Annotated in this window: 12 protein-coding genes and 1 tRNA gene; 4 read left to right on the top strand and 9 right to left on the bottom strand. The window is 62.8% G+C overall.

The features are described 5' to 3' along the window. Window positions 1-18: 18 nt before the first annotated feature. Window positions 19-1,245 carry a replication initiation factor domain-containing protein gene (locus ACCQ08_RS03765; protein WP_239812012.1) on the bottom strand — a complete coding sequence of 409 codons (1,227 nt, stop codon included), beginning with the start codon at window positions 1,243-1,245 and terminating at the stop codon, window positions 19-21. 359 nt (window positions 1,246-1,604) lie between these two features. Here ACCQ08_RS03765 and ACCQ08_RS03760 point away from each other — a divergent pair, with 359 nt between their 5' ends. Next, the gene (locus ACCQ08_RS03760) at window positions 1,605-1,955 is read left to right on the top strand and encodes a hypothetical protein (protein ID WP_239812011.1); all 351 of its coding nucleotides are present in this window, start codon (window positions 1,605-1,607) and stop codon (window positions 1,953-1,955) included. Window positions 1,956-2,131: 176 nt separating this feature from the next. Then, window positions 2,132-4,132: a gamma-glutamyltransferase gene (ggt, locus tag ACCQ08_RS03755; protein WP_373448939.1), complete on the top strand. Its 2,001-nt coding sequence runs from the start codon at window positions 2,132-2,134 to the stop codon at window positions 4,130-4,132. A gap of 97 nt (window positions 4,133-4,229) precedes the next feature. Here ggt and phnX read toward each other — a convergent pair whose 3' ends face one another. The 5 genes from phnX to ACCQ08_RS03730 all read right to left on the bottom strand — a co-directional run bounded on the left by phnX (window position 4,230) and on the right by ACCQ08_RS03730 (window position 10,405). Beyond that, entirely contained in the window at window positions 4,230-5,066 is an 837-nt protein-coding gene (gene phnX / locus ACCQ08_RS03750; protein WP_373448938.1) for a phosphonoacetaldehyde hydrolase, read from the bottom strand. Between the two features lie 91 nt (window positions 5,067-5,157). Next, window positions 5,158-6,291, bottom strand: coding sequence for a TIGR03364 family FAD-dependent oxidoreductase (locus ACCQ08_RS03745; RefSeq protein ID WP_373448937.1), 1,134 nt, complete (start codon window positions 6,289-6,291; stop codon window positions 5,158-5,160). Window positions 6,292-6,335: 44 nt separating this feature from the next. Then, window positions 6,336-8,057, bottom strand: coding sequence for a putative 2-aminoethylphosphonate ABC transporter permease subunit (locus ACCQ08_RS03740; protein WP_373448936.1), 1,722 nt, complete (start codon window positions 8,055-8,057; stop codon window positions 6,336-6,338). Window positions 8,058-8,138: 81 nt separating this feature from the next. Next, window positions 8,139-9,269: a putative 2-aminoethylphosphonate ABC transporter ATP-binding protein gene (locus tag ACCQ08_RS03735; protein WP_373449077.1), complete on the bottom strand. Its 1,131-nt coding sequence runs from the start codon at window positions 9,267-9,269 to the stop codon at window positions 8,139-8,141. Between the two features lie 101 nt (window positions 9,270-9,370). Continuing rightward, window positions 9,371-10,405 (bottom strand): putative 2-aminoethylphosphonate ABC transporter substrate-binding protein, encoded by a 1,035-nt coding sequence (locus ACCQ08_RS03730; RefSeq protein WP_239812006.1) that lies wholly within the window; start codon window positions 10,403-10,405, stop codon window positions 9,371-9,373. Between the two features lie 249 nt (window positions 10,406-10,654). Here ACCQ08_RS03730 and ACCQ08_RS03725 point away from each other — a divergent pair, with 249 nt between their 5' ends. Continuing rightward, on the top strand, window positions 10,655-11,101 hold the full coding sequence (locus tag ACCQ08_RS03725) for a ribonuclease HI family protein (protein WP_373448935.1): 447 nt from the start codon (window positions 10,655-10,657) through the stop codon (window positions 11,099-11,101). Between the two features lie 34 nt (window positions 11,102-11,135). On the opposite strand, the gene ACCQ08_RS03720 is transcribed toward ACCQ08_RS03725, so the two are convergent. Beyond that, window positions 11,136-12,224: a DNA-binding protein gene (locus tag ACCQ08_RS03720; RefSeq protein WP_373448934.1), complete on the bottom strand. Its 1,089-nt coding sequence runs from the start codon at window positions 12,222-12,224 to the stop codon at window positions 11,136-11,138. Window positions 12,225-12,327: 103 nt separating this feature from the next. On the opposite strand from ACCQ08_RS03720, the gene ACCQ08_RS03715 reads away from it, so the two are divergent. Then, window positions 12,328-13,449, top strand: coding sequence for a site-specific integrase (locus ACCQ08_RS03715; RefSeq protein ID WP_373448933.1), 1,122 nt, complete (start codon window positions 12,328-12,330; stop codon window positions 13,447-13,449). A gap of 25 nt (window positions 13,450-13,474) precedes the next feature. On the opposite strand, the gene ACCQ08_RS03710 is transcribed toward ACCQ08_RS03715, so the two are convergent. Both ACCQ08_RS03710 and ACCQ08_RS03705 read right to left on the bottom strand, forming a co-directional pair. Continuing rightward, window positions 13,475-14,296: a heparan-alpha-glucosaminide N-acetyltransferase gene (locus tag ACCQ08_RS03710; protein ID WP_373448932.1), complete on the bottom strand. Its 822-nt coding sequence runs from the start codon at window positions 14,294-14,296 to the stop codon at window positions 13,475-13,477. Between the two features lie 149 nt (window positions 14,297-14,445). After that, a tRNA-Pro gene (locus ACCQ08_RS03705) sits at window positions 14,446-14,522 on the bottom strand. Between the last annotated feature and the right edge of the window lie 90 nt (window positions 14,523-14,612).

Genomic DNA, 14,612 nt, shown 5'->3' with positions numbered 1-14,612 from the left:
AAAACTCCGAAATGGGCCTTAACACAGGGCAACTGCTGGACGGCCCGAAGCTCCAGCGCCTGTTACGTGGGAATACGCCTGCTGGACCGTCGTCACGACGTCCTGCTGGGTGAAGTGCTGCAGACGGCCTGGCAGTCGCTTGTCGTTCAGCAGCTCAAACATCTGTTCGAAGCCAAGGTGCTGATAGAGCAGGGAGGCAGTAGGGCCAGCAACGCGACGGAACCAAGTTATGGCCCGGGCCACTTCGGCTTTGACGGTTTCGACAGCAGCGGGCTGCATGACCGGAACACCTTCGGGAACGGCGTGCTGCGTCTCAAAATATTCGTTGTAGATGGCGTTGTGCCAGTCGCTTGCGCCCTTGAAGAAGTCATCAGGACGGCGCAGCATGTCGGAGGGCAGCACACGCAACTTGTTGCCGTACCGAAGCTCAATGCGAACCCATGGGGAGGGCGCTTCCTTGCCGTAGAGCTGGTGACCTTTTTCGTAGATATTGGTCTGCTTACCGGCTTCCTTGCTGCCGATATAGACACTGCGGCCGAAGCTGTTTGCCCAGTCGCCGTTATTGGCGTAGGCCGGCTGGTGGCCTCGCACGTTCATCAGGCCATCAAGGTAGTCTTTCAGCACGCGATCCATGCCACCGGCGATGCCTTGGAACAGGTCTAGCGCCAGGTCGCAACGAGTAATCTTGGCTTCGGTCGAGTCAATGAGACTGGCGAAGCGATCGCGGTAGCCAGGTGCAGCGAAGGTGCAGCCTGCGCCGGTGATATTGGCGTGGATCGTTTCGCTTTGCTTTTGCTGCCGTGGTGACTCGCTGGACGAGAGGAAACCGACCCAGGCGACTTCTTTGCTATTGCGGGTGATCGACCAGCGGAAACGGTAGAAGTCAAAGCCTTTTTTAAGCTCTGGCTCAATCACAAAATCAGGGCCGAGCGCGTCGCACACGTCTTCTGCCAGGGCCTTGGCCTGGGCAGATGCTGCGAAGTCTGGGTCTGGCATCTCTTGCAAGATGCGCATCAGGCGACGCCGACGGACTTCGAATTCCAGATCGTTGGACCAGCATTCGACCATCGACCCTTTGGGCGGGAACAGGTCATCAAGGCGAACCGCTGGAGCGTTGCGACGGATGACGGTAAATCGCAGCCAATCGACATGGACGACGTTACCGGTGCTTGCCCGTTCAGCTTCCAGGCGGAGCTTGATGGCGTTGCCATCCAGGACCAGCGATGACTTTGGCACTGCGCTCATTTTTAGTATCTCCCCGTGATTACCATCGGGGAGGGTTTGCGAACCGACGCCCTTGCAAAGCCAGCGCGGAGCGGCTTTTTCCCCGCAAGCGGGGCCCCTTTGGCCGCGCCGCGCACGGCTTTTTGACAGGCTGCATTTGCTGCAGCCAGCATGAGAGGTTCAATCAGAGATAGCCAAGTCTGGCGGTTGTAAAAGGCTTGCGCGGGCCATGTATGGTCCGCTGCGCTTTGATGCCCTCCAACTGCCTTGATCGCCATGCTTGCCCCCTGTGGTATAAGTCCGTTACTTACCAAAATTGATTGCACCAAAAAAGGTGCATCAAAGTTGGTGCAACTCTAAACCAAATTTGGTGTAGCCCTATGTACGATCATCCGTTAGTGGTAACCCTTATTGACATGGGTTCAAAACGACTTGGATCAGTCAGCAAGATTGCTAGCGAGCTTGAAATTCCGACTCAGCATGTGTTCGGATGGAAGTCCGGAAAAAGAAAAGCCCAGCCGCACGACATTGCTGCGCTGGCCGAGCTTGCTGGTCTTGATGCTCTTAAGTTTCTAGCAAAGGCACAGCTAGATGAGCTTGAGGGATCGAAGAAAGGAGCGATCTTGTCGAGGTCGCTGGGAAAATTAGCGCTAGCGATTGGCGGGGCAACCGCTGGCGTTTCAGCCCACGCAAGCCCGGTTTTTGAATTGATACGATGTATATTATGTTAAGTCACATTTCTACCTGGCTTGTACCTCTCGCCGAGCAGAGAACCTCAAACCTGCCCTGCCACTTGGCAAGGCAGTCACTTTGTTGCCAAATCGAGGGTTAACCACGGCTTATCCAGCCTCTCGATGATTCGTTTTACTAAGACAATTTCCTGTCATTTGATCCAAGGAATAGTTATATGAAAAACGAAAAATCGCTGGGTGCCGTGCCGGCGCGCTACAGCATGGCCGCGCTGGCCGCCATCGTCGCGCTGACGATGACCGCTTGCGGTGGCTCCAGCCATAACGACCAGGACGATCTGGTGAGCACGGCCTGCGAGGCTGGCACATCGGATGGTTCGGTGGTCGTGGGCTCCGGTCTGCCTGGCGATCCTTCGTTCCCCGAACTGGCTTCGGGCTACCGTACCGGCAAGAAAGTGGTCGAAGGCCACAAGTACATGGTGGTGACGGCCAACCCTCTGGCATCCAAGGCCGGTTGTGAAGTGCTGAAGTCTGGCGGCTCTGCGGTGGATGCTGCGGTGGCCGTGCAGATGGTGCTAGGTCTGGTGGAACCCCAGTCCAGCGGTATTGGCGGTGGCGCCTTCATGCTGTACTACGATGCAGCCACCAAAAAGGTGACGGCTTATGACGGCCGCGAAACCGCACCTGCGGCCGCGACGCCCGATTACCTGCGCTATATCGACAGTGGCACCCAGACCACGCCGCTGCCCAGCGCCCGTGCCAGCGGCCGCTCCATCGGCACGCCCGGCGCTGTGCGCATGCTCGACCTGGCCCACAAGGACCATGGTGCCAAGCCCTGGAAGGACCTGATCCAGCCCGGTATCGACCTGGCCACCAATGGCTTCAAGATCAGCGGCCGCATGTCCGATGCGCTGGCCGGCGCCAAGACCGCGCTGCAGGCGGATGCCGATGCGCTGGCCATTTATTTCAACGCCGACGGCTCGACCAAGGGCCTGGGTGAAACCTTCAAGAACCCTGCCTATGCCGCAACGTTGACGAAGATGGCGACTGGCGGTGCCGATGCTTTCTACACCGGATCGGTGGCGCAAGGCATTGTCGACAAGATCGCCGTGACCCAAAACGTGACGACTGGCGCACCCATCACCCCCGGCGTGACCACGATGGCCGACCTGGCGGGTTACCAGGCCAAAAAGCGTGATGCAGTCTGCACCACCTACCGCGCCAAGTACGTGATCTGCGGCATGCCACCGCCCTCGTCCGGTGGTATTGCCGTGGCGCAGGCCATGGGCGTGCTGGAGAACTTTGACCTGGCCCCCCACAAGCCCACTGCGCTGGATCTGGAAGGCGGCAAGCCGACTGCCATGGGCGTGCACCTGGTGAGCGAAGCCGAGCGCATGGCCTATGCCGACCGCGACATGTATGTGGCCGACACCGACTTCACCCCCCTGCCCGGCCCGCTGTACAGCACCTTGCTGGACAAGAGCTACCTGAAGTCGCGCGCCGCGCTGATCTCGCCCACGCAGAGCATGGGCACTGCCAGCGCCGGCCAGTTTGGCAACACCCGTCTGGGCGTGGGCAAGGTGACCGAAGCCGGCACCACGCACATGACCATCGTCGATGGCAAGGGCAATGTGGTGAGCATGACCACGACGGTGGAAGCGGGCATGGGCTCCTACCACATGACCCAGGGCTTTATCCTGAACAACCAGCTGACCGATTTCTCCGCGGCTCCGGTGTCGGCCGATGGTCTGCCGATCGCCAACAAGGTAGAAGCGGGCAAGCGCCCTCGCAGCTCGATGGCGCCTACGCTGGTGTTTGACGCCACGGCTGACGGCCAACCCGGCGCGTTCAAGATGGCCACGGGCTCGCCCGGCGGTGCCACGATCATCCAGTTCGTGACCAAAACCCTGGTCGGCGCGCTGGACTGGGGCCTGGATGCGCAGCAAGCCACCAACCTGGTGAACTTTGGCGCCTCCAACAGCCGCACCACCAACCTCGGTGGTGAGCACCCCAACATCAATGCCACCAACAGCGGTGACAACGATCCGCTGGTGCTGGCACTGCGCGCCATGGGCCACACTGTGTCGGTCAATGCGCAATCCAGCGGTGTGGGCACCGTTATCCGTACCGCCAATGCGGCTGGCGAAACACGCCTGAGCGGTGGCGCCGATCCACGCCGTGAAGGTGTGGTGCTGGGCGATACCTACAAGGCCAAGTAAACCTCGGCTCTCACCACCGTCAAAAAGCCGTTGCGGGTCGATGCCTGCAGCGGCTTTTTAGTGCGCAGAGCCCTGCTCGTTCTATTGCGCTACGGCATCAAGAAGCTGCCTGGACGGGCAGCTCCTGGCGCTGCAGGTGCTGGTTGATCTGCCCGATCACCGGCAGCAGGTCGGCCACGCTGTCGATAACATAATGGGCGCCGGCGCTGCGCAGCTGTTCGCTGGCGGTGCTGCGTTTCTCGGCTTGCTCGTCCGCGCTCAGCGCCTGCCATTCGGGCAAGGACAGGCCATTGGCGTTGCCGCTGACTGCCACACCGACCGTCCAGCAACCGGCGTTCAGGCCTTCGGCAATGCCGACGCCGGTGTCGTCTACCTTGACCACGGTCGAGGCTGGCCAGATGCCCAGGTCGGCAAAGCAGCGGTACATCATCAAGGGGCTGGGGCGGCCTGCAGCCAGATCGCCGGCGCAGACGATGTTGTCCGGCGCATAGCCGGCGCGGGCGGCGATGGGTTCGAGCACATCCATGATCGGGCGGTTGTAGCCCGTGGTGCTGCCAATCTTGATGCCATCGAGCCGCAGCCGGTTGACCACTTCGAGCGCACCGGGGATGAAGCCGGCAAAGTCACCCACTACGCGGGCGTTCATCGGCGTGAACACCTCGTAGAGATGGTCGATATCACTGTTGGCGACCGGCTTGCCATGGCGTTTTTCCCACTGCGCTGCCACCTCGGGCAGTTGGCAGAGCGCTGCAATATGGTCCCATTTGGCCGACCCCATCGGGCCCCGGGCCTGGGCAATGCTGATCTCGATCCCGAAATCCCTGAACAGCTGCACAAAGGCGCCCATCGGGGCGCGTGAGCCAAAGTCGACAATCGTGCCGGCCCAGTCAAAAACAACGGCTTGTACGCGTTGGGGGTTGTGAAAGTTCGTCATGGTGTCCTCCGCCCCATGGCACGGCCGTTGGTCAGGTGCATGGGGGTATGTCTATATAGAAGATGGATCTTTCAGGAATGCGTGCCTGCCTTTACCAATGGGCAAAGGTGTCATGGGCCACGCCAAAACCGGTGCTGGCCCCCGTGCCGCTGGTGACGATCGCCACGCGGGTGGCAGCGTCCGGCGCCTCGATAAAGCAGTCCGTCTGCGGGGCCGATGGGTAGATGCCGACCCAGCGCTCGGTCACGCGGTAATCGCCGATGTTCAAGGCCTCGCGCATGTGGCGCAGCATCAGCGCATCGACATCGTCCTGCGCAAAGGGCTTGACGGAGGCGCCATAGTGGTGCGAATCGCCCACCACCAGGCTGCCGTCGGCGCTCTGCACGACGATCAGGTGGATGCCCTGGGCAAGGCTCTCGCCCTCTTCCTGCTGCAGTTGCTCCAGCAACGCGCGCGCCTCGGGCAATTTGCTGTAGCCGTGGTAGCGCACCAGGCTCAGGTCCCCCATCACCGATGCGTTCAGGCGCAAATTGGCAGCTGGCTGTACGCGCAGCATCTGCAGCTGGCACAGCTGCACCTGGTGCTTGGCAAACAGCGCGCTGTAAAGGCCATGGATATCGGCATTGGTGCAGACCACCACACGCTCGGCATGCAGCTGCCCCTTGGCCGTGACCACCTTGGGCGTGGCTACTTCCAACACCGCCTCGCCAAACCGGAAAGTCACCTGCATCTGCTCGGCCAGCCATTGGGTCAGCTGGGCAATCGCGTCGCGTGATTCCACCCGCAGGTCAATGGGGCTGTGCAACACGGCCTTGGCCTGCTCCAGCCGCAGCTCCGGCGCATGGCGGGCGGCCTCTTCGGCTGTCCACAGCGCGCAGTTCACGCTCTGGGCCATCTCGGTCTGCATAAAGGCCTGCAGCACATCCAGTGCCTTGTCGCGCGTGGCCACCAGGTTCAGGCCCTGGTGCTGCACTGTAATTCCGGCCTTCGGTGCAAGCTCGGCCCAGACGTCACGCGCATGGCGGGCGCGTCGCCAGGTGTCCCCTGCCCCCTGGCCGGTCACCGTCACAAAGCCGAAATTGCGGATCGAGGCGCTCACGCAGGCGGCATCCCGGTCCACCACGCAGACCTTGAGGCCCCGGCGTGCCGCTTCATAGGCATGGGCCAGGCCAACAATGCCAGCGCCTACCACGATCACATCAAAACTTGTGCTTCCTACCGTCATTCCTGTCTTTCCTGGTTCTCAAATCATCTTGTCCATCATCGCGATCAACGCTGCCGCCATGCCTGCGTGCGCTTGTTCAACCACCAGCCGAGTGCCTGGTAGAGCACGGTCACCACGCAGCTGATCGCGGCGATCATCACGGCCATCGCAGCGGCGGCGGCCATGTCGCCGGCTTCATCCAGGTTCAGGATGGCAACGGCGCCCAGGCGGGTCTCCGGCGAGTAGAGGAAGACGACGGCCGAGATCGTGGTCATCGCGGCCACGAAGAAGTAGCGCGACACCTCCAGCAGGGCCGGCAGGCACATCGGCACGGTCACCTTCCACAGGGTGCGGTAGAAAGGCACCTTGAGCGATGCGCTGACCGATTCAAACTCGCCGTCAATGGACTTGAGCGCCGTCACCAGGGTCATATGGCCGGTGGTGTAGTAGTGCATCACCGTGCACAGCACCATCAGCGGCATGGTCTGGTACAGAAAGTTCAGCGGGTTGCCCGGGGCGTTGAAAAAGAAGATGTAGCCCAGGCCCAGCACCAGGCCGGGCACGGCCATCGGCAGCATGGCCAGCATGCGCAGCACGGGGCGCAGCGCGGGCATGCCCTTGGTTTTTTCCAGCAGGTAGGCGCCCATGAAGACCACGATGGGTCCCGCCACGGCAGCGCTGGCGGCCATGGTCAGGCTGTTGAACACGGCGGTGTCCACACCGGCATCGACCAGGCCGCTGGTGTAGTGGCTCAAGGTCAGGCCCAACTGGTAGGGCCAGAATTGGACCAGCGAGGCAAAGATGGCCATGCCGAACATGGCCAGCATCAATGCAGCCAGCGCCCAGCACAGCAGGCTGCAGAAGCGGTCGGTCGCGGCATGGCGGCTCGGCTGCAGCACTACGGCGCGCGCGGTCAACACAGCGGTCTGCTTTTTCTGCACATGGCGGTCGATCGCATAGGTGATGACGGCAGGCAGCAACAGCAGCAAGGCCACGACGGCGCCACGCTGGAAATCCTGCTGGCCGATCACCAGCTTGAACACATCGGTGGCGAGCATGTTGAAGTTGCCGCCGATCACCTTCGGGATGCCGAAATCGGTGATCACCAAGGTAAACACCACCAATGCCGCAGAGACCACGCCATAGCGCGCTGCCGGCAAGGTGACGGTCAGGAACTGGCGCGTGCGGCTGGCCCCGAGCGCAGTGGCGGCCTCATACAGGCGCTGGTCACCCAGCGCAAGTGCGGTGATCAGAATCATCAGCGCATGCGGAAAGGTCGCAAAGCACTGGGCCAGCACAATGCCGGGCGCGCCGTAGATGGTGTCAAAACCCAGGCCATTGAGGACGGACTTGAGCACACCCTGGTTGCCAAACCAGTAGATCAGCGAGATGGCCGACAGCAGCGAGGGTGCCAGCAATGGCAGCAGGCTGATGCTGCGCAGCAAGCCCTTGGCGCGGATGCCCGAGCGGGTGATGGCATAGGCAAAGCCAAAGGCCAGCGGGATGACCACGGCAGTGACCACCAGCGAAACCCAGAGGCTGTTCCAGAGACTGCCCAGCAGCGCGGGCGACTGGAAATAGCGGACAAAGCGCATGAAGGCCGAGCCCTCTTCGCCCGAGGTGGGCGCAAAGGCCTGGCCCAGCAAGGCAGCCAGTGGCGCCAGCAGCCCCATCAACAGCAGCGCCGTGATGGCAACCAGCGCCAGTTGCGCGATTCGGTCAGTGGGCGCTGCGCGCAGGCCGGTGTGGCGAGAAAGCGCTGCGGGCGCTGAAACGGATGAGGTCATAGTGGTGTCGTAAGTCCCCAGGGCCTGGGGCATGGCCGCAAGCGGCCCCGGCCCCGGCGCTTGCCGGGGCCGGGGAAGCGCTCAGGCGGCCTGGGCAAAAATCTTCAACTGCTGCGCATGGATGGAGAACTGCAACCAGCGGCCCGGCTGGATATCGAGCTGCAGGCATTGCGCAGGGCTCAGCTGCAGCTGCACATGGCGCTCGGGCAGGCGCTGCACATCCACGTGGACAATGCAGACCGCACCGAGAAACTCCAGCTGCTCCACCACGCCCGTCAGCACCGGCGAGCCATTGGGCGCGGGCGCGCTGGCAACAGGAGGCATGGCGGTACAGTCATGCACGCTGCAGTCTTCGGGCCGCAGATAGACATGCAGGCTTTGGCCTGGGGCCAGGCGCGGCGCCTGCGGGCAGTACAGCTTGTGGCCCGCCAGCGTGATGCCGCCATTGCCGGCGGCCAGCGCCTGCAGCTTGTTGGCCTTGCCGATGAATTCCGCCACAAACGGGGTGGCGGGGCGTTGGTAGATATCGCGGGGCGTGCCCACCTGCTCGACCACACCATGGTTCATCACCACCACGCGGTCGGCCATGGCCATCGCCTCTTCCTGGTCGTGCGTGACCATGATAGTGGTGACATACAGGCGCTGCTGCAGCGCACGGATCTCGTTGCGCAGGTGCACGCGCACGGTCGCATCCAGGGCCGACAGCGGCTCATCGAGCAGCAGCAGCCCGGGCGACATGGCCAGCGCACGGGCCAGAGCCACGCGCTGCTGTTGGCCACCCGACAACTGGGCCGGGTACTTGCCGCCACTGACCGACAGACCGACGGTATCCAGCAGGCTTTGCACCTTCTGGGCCACCAGGGCCTTGGGTTGGCGCTGGCTGACCAGGCCATAGGCGACGTTGTCGGCCACCGTCAGATTGGGAAACAGCGCATACGACTGAAAGACGATCCCATAGTCCCGCTGCGCGGCGGGCAAGGCCGAGATGTTCTTGCCGTCCTGCCAGATCTCACCGCTGGTCTGGGCCTCCAGCCCGGCAATCGCGCGCAGCAAGGTGGTCTTGCCGCAGCCCGAAGGCCCCAGAAAACACACCAGCTCGCCACGCCGAATCTGCAGGTGGATCGACCGCAACGCGGTAAAGCTGCCGTAGGACTTGTGCAGATGGCGGATCTCCAAAAAGGGCGCGCCGCCCTCTTCGTCGCCCTTGCGCAAGCCCGGCTCGGCGGACTCGAATGCATACGAGGTATCGCGCACGGCTGCGGGCTGCGCAGCCTGGCCCTGCGCTGCTGGCAAACGCGCTGTCTCCCTGTCACTCACTTCTTGGCCTCGCTCTTGGCGTCGTAACGCTTGGTCCACTCGGCCAGCACGCGCTCACGGCTGTCGGCCATCTTGGAGAAGTCCAGGGGAATCAGGCGCGACTCATAGTCGGCAGGGATATTGGCCAGCTTGGGGGCCACACCGGGCATGGCGGTGACGGCGAAGTTCTTGCCGTACAGCTCCATGGCTTCCTTGCTCACGGCCCAGTCCACCAGCTTCTGTGCGGCGTCGGCGTGCTTGGTGCCCTTGTAGATGCTGATGCCTTCCAGGTCCCAGCCCAGGCCTTCCTTGGGGAACACCAGTTCGATCGGTGCGCCCTTGGCCTTGTTGGCGTGCGCGCGGTACTCGAACGAGATGCCGGCAACATACTCGCCTTGGGCAGCCATGTTGCAGGGCTTGGAGCCCGAGTGGGTGTATTGCGCAATGTTCTCGTGCAGCGCATCCATGTACTTCCAGCCGCCGCCGTTGCCGTTGTCGTCGCCAAACAGCTGCAGCCAGGCGGCTACGTCAAAGTAGCCGGTACCGCTGGATGCAGGGTTGGGCATCACCACCTGGCCCTTGAACTCGGGCTTGGTCAGGTCTTGCCAGCTGGTGGGCATGGGGATGTTGCGCTTCTTCGCTTCCACCGTGTTGAAGCAGATGGTGGCGCCGAACACATCCATACCGACCCAGTGGGGTGGGTTCTTGCTGTCGCGGTACTTGGCGGTGATCGCCTCCAGGCCCTTGGGCGCGTAGGCCTGGAGCATGTCGTTCTTGTCGAAGATGGCCAGGCTCGATGCGGCCACACCCATGATCACGTCGGCCTTAGGGTTGGCTTTTTCTGCCAGCAGCTTGGCGGTGATGACGCCGGTGGAATCACGCACCCATTTCAGCGCGATATCGGGGTGGTTCTTGTTGAAGGCCGTCTCGTAGGCCTTGAGCTGGTCCATCTCTAGCGCCGTGTAGACCGTCAGTTCCGTTTTCTGGGCATGCACCAGGCCTGCGGCCACCATGGCGGCGGCTGCAGCCACCAGCTTCTTCCAATGCGTCATTGCTTACTCTCTCGCCGGGTTAATGGGATCGGGAGAGTATCTGAATCCTTTATGACAACGGCATGGCAGCCAGACGAAGCTTGGATGACACATGCCAGCCTCTCTGGGTCACCGATTCCGGCTGTATCGCAGGCGCTACAGCGAACGGGTTTCGTGCAACGGCAGACCTTCATCACTTGGCGCTGCGGCATCGCAGGTTCGATGCCCGGTTCACTGAAGCAGGATTGACCGCGCCCTTATGCTGTCGGCATGTCATCAGCCACCTGGATCGCCTATATCGACGGCAGCGCCCTGCCCAACCCCGGGCGCATGCGCATCGGCGGCATCGCCTATGCGCCCGATGGGACCAGCCATTCCTTTAGCCAGGCGCTGGGCCATAGCGGCTGCAACAACGAGGCCGAGGCCGTAGCGGCAATCCATGCCCTCACCTGGCTGCAAGGCATGGGCGCCCGCGAAGTGGTGCTGCATACTGACAGCAGCATTTTGGCCGCGCAAATGGCAGAACCCGCCGCCAAACCGATTGCCCGCCTGGCGGCACTGTATGAACAGGCCCGCGCGCTGCGTGCCAGCTTTGCGCAACTGGAAGTGCGCTGGGTGCCGCGCCACAAAAATACCATTGCCGATGCCCTGGCGCGGGGTGATGCGGTGCCGGGCGCAGATGCGGTGGACGCATCGCCGCTAGCCAGCACGGCTTGATCAAGCCTGCGGCTGCCCGCGCAGCGCTGACCCGCTAGTTCTTGCCCCGCAGGCGCGAACCGGGCAGCTTGCGCAAAGGCCGCGCCACAGGTTGCGCGCTGCGCATTGGGCGGCGGCTGCTGCCTGCCGCAAGCTCGGCAGCGGCGCCAGTATCCCCTCCCCTGCCCGCGCTTTGCGCCCATTCCAGCTTGAACTGGGCCAATTCGCTCTCATGCCGCTGGGCCTGTAGCGCCAGTGCCTGCGCATGCGCCGCTTCTGCGGTCTGCAGGCGGTGCTGCCATTGCTGCGCCTCGGTTTGTGCCTGCTGCAGTTGTAGGGCTTGCTGCTCGCGTTGTTGCTGCAGCGCTTGCTTGTCCTGCTGCCACTGCGCTTCCATCTTGGCGAGCTTTTCCTGCTCGGCGCGTTGGGCGGCCATGGCCTGCTTGGTGTCCTGGCGTGCACGGTCCAGGTCCTGCAGCGCCCGGTGCTGCTGCAGCTGGGCGCTGTGCTGCAGCTCGCGCAGTTGCTCGGCATGGGCCATGTCCGCCTCATCACGGGCCTTGCGGTTGGCAAACAGCTCCTGCTCCAGCGCCTGCAGGCGCTGCTGCTGGGTGGCGGCGAACTGGTCTTTTTGCCGGCCGGCCTGCTCCAGGTCGGCCAGGCGCCCGCTTTGCATCTTGATCTGCGCATGGGCCACCGCCAGCGCCTGCTCGGTGGTGGCACGCTGCTGGGCCATCAGGGCGCGCTCTTGTTCCAGCGCTTGCTGGGCGTCTTCCAAGGCTTGTTGCTGCGCCTGCAGATCCTCGCGCACGGGCTCCAGCAGCGCATCGGCCGCTTGGGTCGCTTGCGCTTGCACCTGCTCCCACACTTGCTGCAGCGCCTGCACCAGTGCGGGCGGCAAGCCGTTGGCAGTGGCGCCATCTGGGTTGCCGGCCAGTGCGTTGCCCCCGCCTCCAGCGCCCAGGCGCGGGCCCAAGGTGGCAAACCAGGCTTCCAGCATGGGGCTCACGGTATTGGGCGAGCCCCGGCCAATCTTCTGACGCACCCGCTCAATCGTGGGCCTCTTGCCCTCCAGCAACAGCGCATCGGCCGCTTGCCAGACATCTTCTTTTTGCACGCTGCGCGTGGCACGGGAAATTTCCATCTTTGAGCCCTTTTTCCGATTACTATCGATAAGAGATTGTTATCGCAAGTAATCTGCTTGTTGTGTGTAATATATCATACATAGCATGTAATATTTAATCAATATGAAGTCTTACATTCCACTTTCGGCCCCTCTGGATCCGGATTTGCTGCCTGCCGCGTCTCCCGGCACCGCCCCGTTGCAACCGGAGCTGTTGTCGGCGTCGGCCGAGGATGCGCTGCGTGCACTGCGGCTCGAGGCCGCGTCTGAAAACACCACCAGCAGCTACCAAAGCGCGCTGCGCTACTGGGCCGCCTGGTACTGGTTGCGCTATGGCCAGGCCATCGCCCTGCCCTTGTCGGCCAATGTGGTGCTGCAGTTTGTGGCGGACCATGGCGAGCACCTGACCGCGCAAGGCGCGCAGTCCGGCCTGCCGCCTGCGCTGGATGCGCAGCTGGTGCAGCAAGGCTTCAAGGGAAGGCTGGGTTCATTGGCGCATTCGACCGTGGTGCACCGGATTGCCGTGCTCTCCAAGGCGCACAGCCACCAGGCCCTGCCCAATCCCTGCCACAGCACAGAGGTGCGCGAGGCGCTGTCGCACCTGCGCAAGGCCTATGCGCGCCGGGGCATGCTGGAGCAAAAAAAGGCGGCCCTCACCCGCCCCCTGCTGGAGCAGCTGTTGGCCACCTGCGATGACAGCTTGAAAGGCCGGCGCGACCGCGCCTTGCTGCTCTTTGCCTGGGCCAGCGGTGGGCGCCGGAGATCCGAGGTGGCAGATGCGCGCATGGAGTGGCTGCAACCCATGGGCCCGGGCCAGTACCTCTACGACCTGCGCCTGTCCAAAACCAACCAGAGCGGCTCAGCCCGGCCAGAGAACTTCAAGCCCGTGGTGGGTGTGGCCGGTGCGGCACTGTCCCAGTGGCTGGAGGTCTCGGGCATCCGCGAGGGTGCGATATTTCGGCGTGTGTTCAAGAATGGCCAGGTAGGCGATGCCGCTTTGAGCGCGCTGTCGGTCAACAACATCGTCAAGGAGCGCTGTGCGCTGGCGGGGATGGAGGGGGATTTTTCTGCGCACTCGCTGCGCTCGGGCTTCGTGACCGAAGCCGGCCGGCAGAACATGGCCTTGGCCGACACAATGGCGATGACCGGCCACCAGAGTGCGGCGACGGTGCTGGGTTATTTCCGCGCCGAGGCACCGCTGGCGAACAAGGCTGCGCGCCTGCTGGACGAACCGCAAAGCGACTGAGTCAGCTGCCCGGTGCTGACCCAGATCAGTCCAGCGCCGTAGGCAGCAGCAATACCAGCAGCATCAGCCCACCCATCAGTACCAGCTGGTGCAGCATGTAGTAAGACAGGCTGTGGCGGCCCAGCCAGGCGAGGCTGCGACACAGCGCGTTTTGCGCAGGCCGGGCCAAATACCCAGGCAGCCAGGCGCCTGACTTGGCGATTTGGTGGCGGCCGATCTGAAAGCCCAGCAGCATGATGCCCAACCAAGGCAGGAGCGGCACAAAATCCTCAGTGGCAGGCTTGCGCGTTACCAGACCCAAGGGGCTGAAGGCCTTGGCGTTGAGGAGTTCTACCAACGACGCGGGCAAGCCGCTCGCAAAATATGGGTAGACGCCTGGCGCAATCAGGCAGAGCACCGTGATGGAAAACAGCAGGCGGTTACTCCAGCCCTGCATCAGCCGCAACAGCAGCAGCATCACCGCCATGCCATGCAGCACGCCAAAGTAGATGTAGCTGTTGGGAAACACCAGGTAGGAGCCCGCGCTGACCAGCAGCGCGCATCCTGCAACCTGCAGCCAGCGCCGGCAGAACCGCGCAGCACTGGTTTGCTTGCTGTGGGCAGCCGCTTGCGCCAAACCAGCGCACAACAGGAACAGGCTGACGATGGCGGTGCGCTGCCAGGTCCAGACAGGGTTGCGGTAGAAATCCTGGCGCCACAGCTGCAGGTAGCTCAGATCAAAGCAGAAGTGGAAGGCCGTCATCCAGACCATCGCCAGCCCCCGCAATGCATCCAGGCGGTCCCAGCGATCGCGCGGCGCGCGGGGCTCTGACTGGGCGTAGGTGACAGGGTGAAACTGGGTGGGCATAGATCAAACACGGAGGCTGCGCTATCGTGCCACATCTGTACCGTGGCCGCTGCCCAGCGTTGTTGCCAAGCAGCAATCCTGGGGCCTGTCTTCACGGCGCCGGATATGAAAAAGCCTGTCGCACTCACATGCGACAGGCTTTTAAATAATGGTCGGAGCGGTGGGATTCGAACTCACGACCCTCTGCTCCCAAAGCAGATGCGCTACCAGGCTGCGCTACGCTCCGACTAAGCATCTATTGTAACCCGGTTTTGGACTGCGTTTGGAAAAATCGGAACAGGTCCATTGATTCCGCAGCACACATCAGGATCCGAGT

Origin of the sequence: Comamonas sp. SY3 (genome assembly GCF_041730275.1) — a bacterium.
Classification (GTDB): domain Bacteria; phylum Pseudomonadota; class Gammaproteobacteria; order Burkholderiales; family Burkholderiaceae_C; genus Comamonas; species Comamonas sediminis.
This window is presented reverse-complemented; position numbering and strand designations above follow the sequence as displayed.

What these genes read in the sequence shown, in the direction of transcription:
- ACCQ08_RS03765 (WP_239812012.1), bottom strand. Translation starts at nt 1,245, where the DNA reads ATGAGCGCAGTGCCAAAGTCATCGCTGGTCCTGGATGGCAACGCCATC.
- ACCQ08_RS03760 (WP_239812011.1), top strand. Translation starts at nt 1,605, where the DNA reads ATGTACGATCATCCGTTAGTGGTAACCCTTATTGACATGGGTTCAAAA.
- ggt (WP_373448939.1), top strand. Translation starts at nt 2,132, where the DNA reads ATGAAAAACGAAAAATCGCTGGGTGCCGTGCCGGCGCGCTACAGCATG.
- phnX (WP_373448938.1), bottom strand. Translation starts at nt 5,066, where the DNA reads ATGACGAACTTTCACAACCCCCAACGCGTACAAGCCGTTGTTTTTGAC.
- ACCQ08_RS03745 (WP_373448937.1), bottom strand. Translation starts at nt 6,291, where the DNA reads ATGACGGTAGGAAGCACAAGTTTTGATGTGATCGTGGTAGGCGCTGGC.
- ACCQ08_RS03740 (WP_373448936.1), bottom strand. Translation starts at nt 8,057, where the DNA reads ATGACCTCATCCGTTTCAGCGCCCGCAGCGCTTTCTCGCCACACCGGC.
- ACCQ08_RS03730 (WP_239812006.1), bottom strand. Translation starts at nt 10,405, where the DNA reads ATGACGCATTGGAAGAAGCTGGTGGCTGCAGCCGCCGCCATGGTGGCC.
- ACCQ08_RS03725 (WP_373448935.1), top strand. Translation starts at nt 10,655, where the DNA reads ATGTCATCAGCCACCTGGATCGCCTATATCGACGGCAGCGCCCTGCCC.
- ACCQ08_RS03720 (WP_373448934.1), bottom strand. Translation starts at nt 12,224, where the DNA reads ATGGAAATTTCCCGTGCCACGCGCAGCGTGCAAAAAGAAGATGTCTGG.
- ACCQ08_RS03715 (WP_373448933.1), top strand. Translation starts at nt 12,328, where the DNA reads ATGAAGTCTTACATTCCACTTTCGGCCCCTCTGGATCCGGATTTGCTG.
- ACCQ08_RS03710 (WP_373448932.1), bottom strand. Translation starts at nt 14,296, where the DNA reads ATGCCCACCCAGTTTCACCCTGTCACCTACGCCCAGTCAGAGCCCCGC.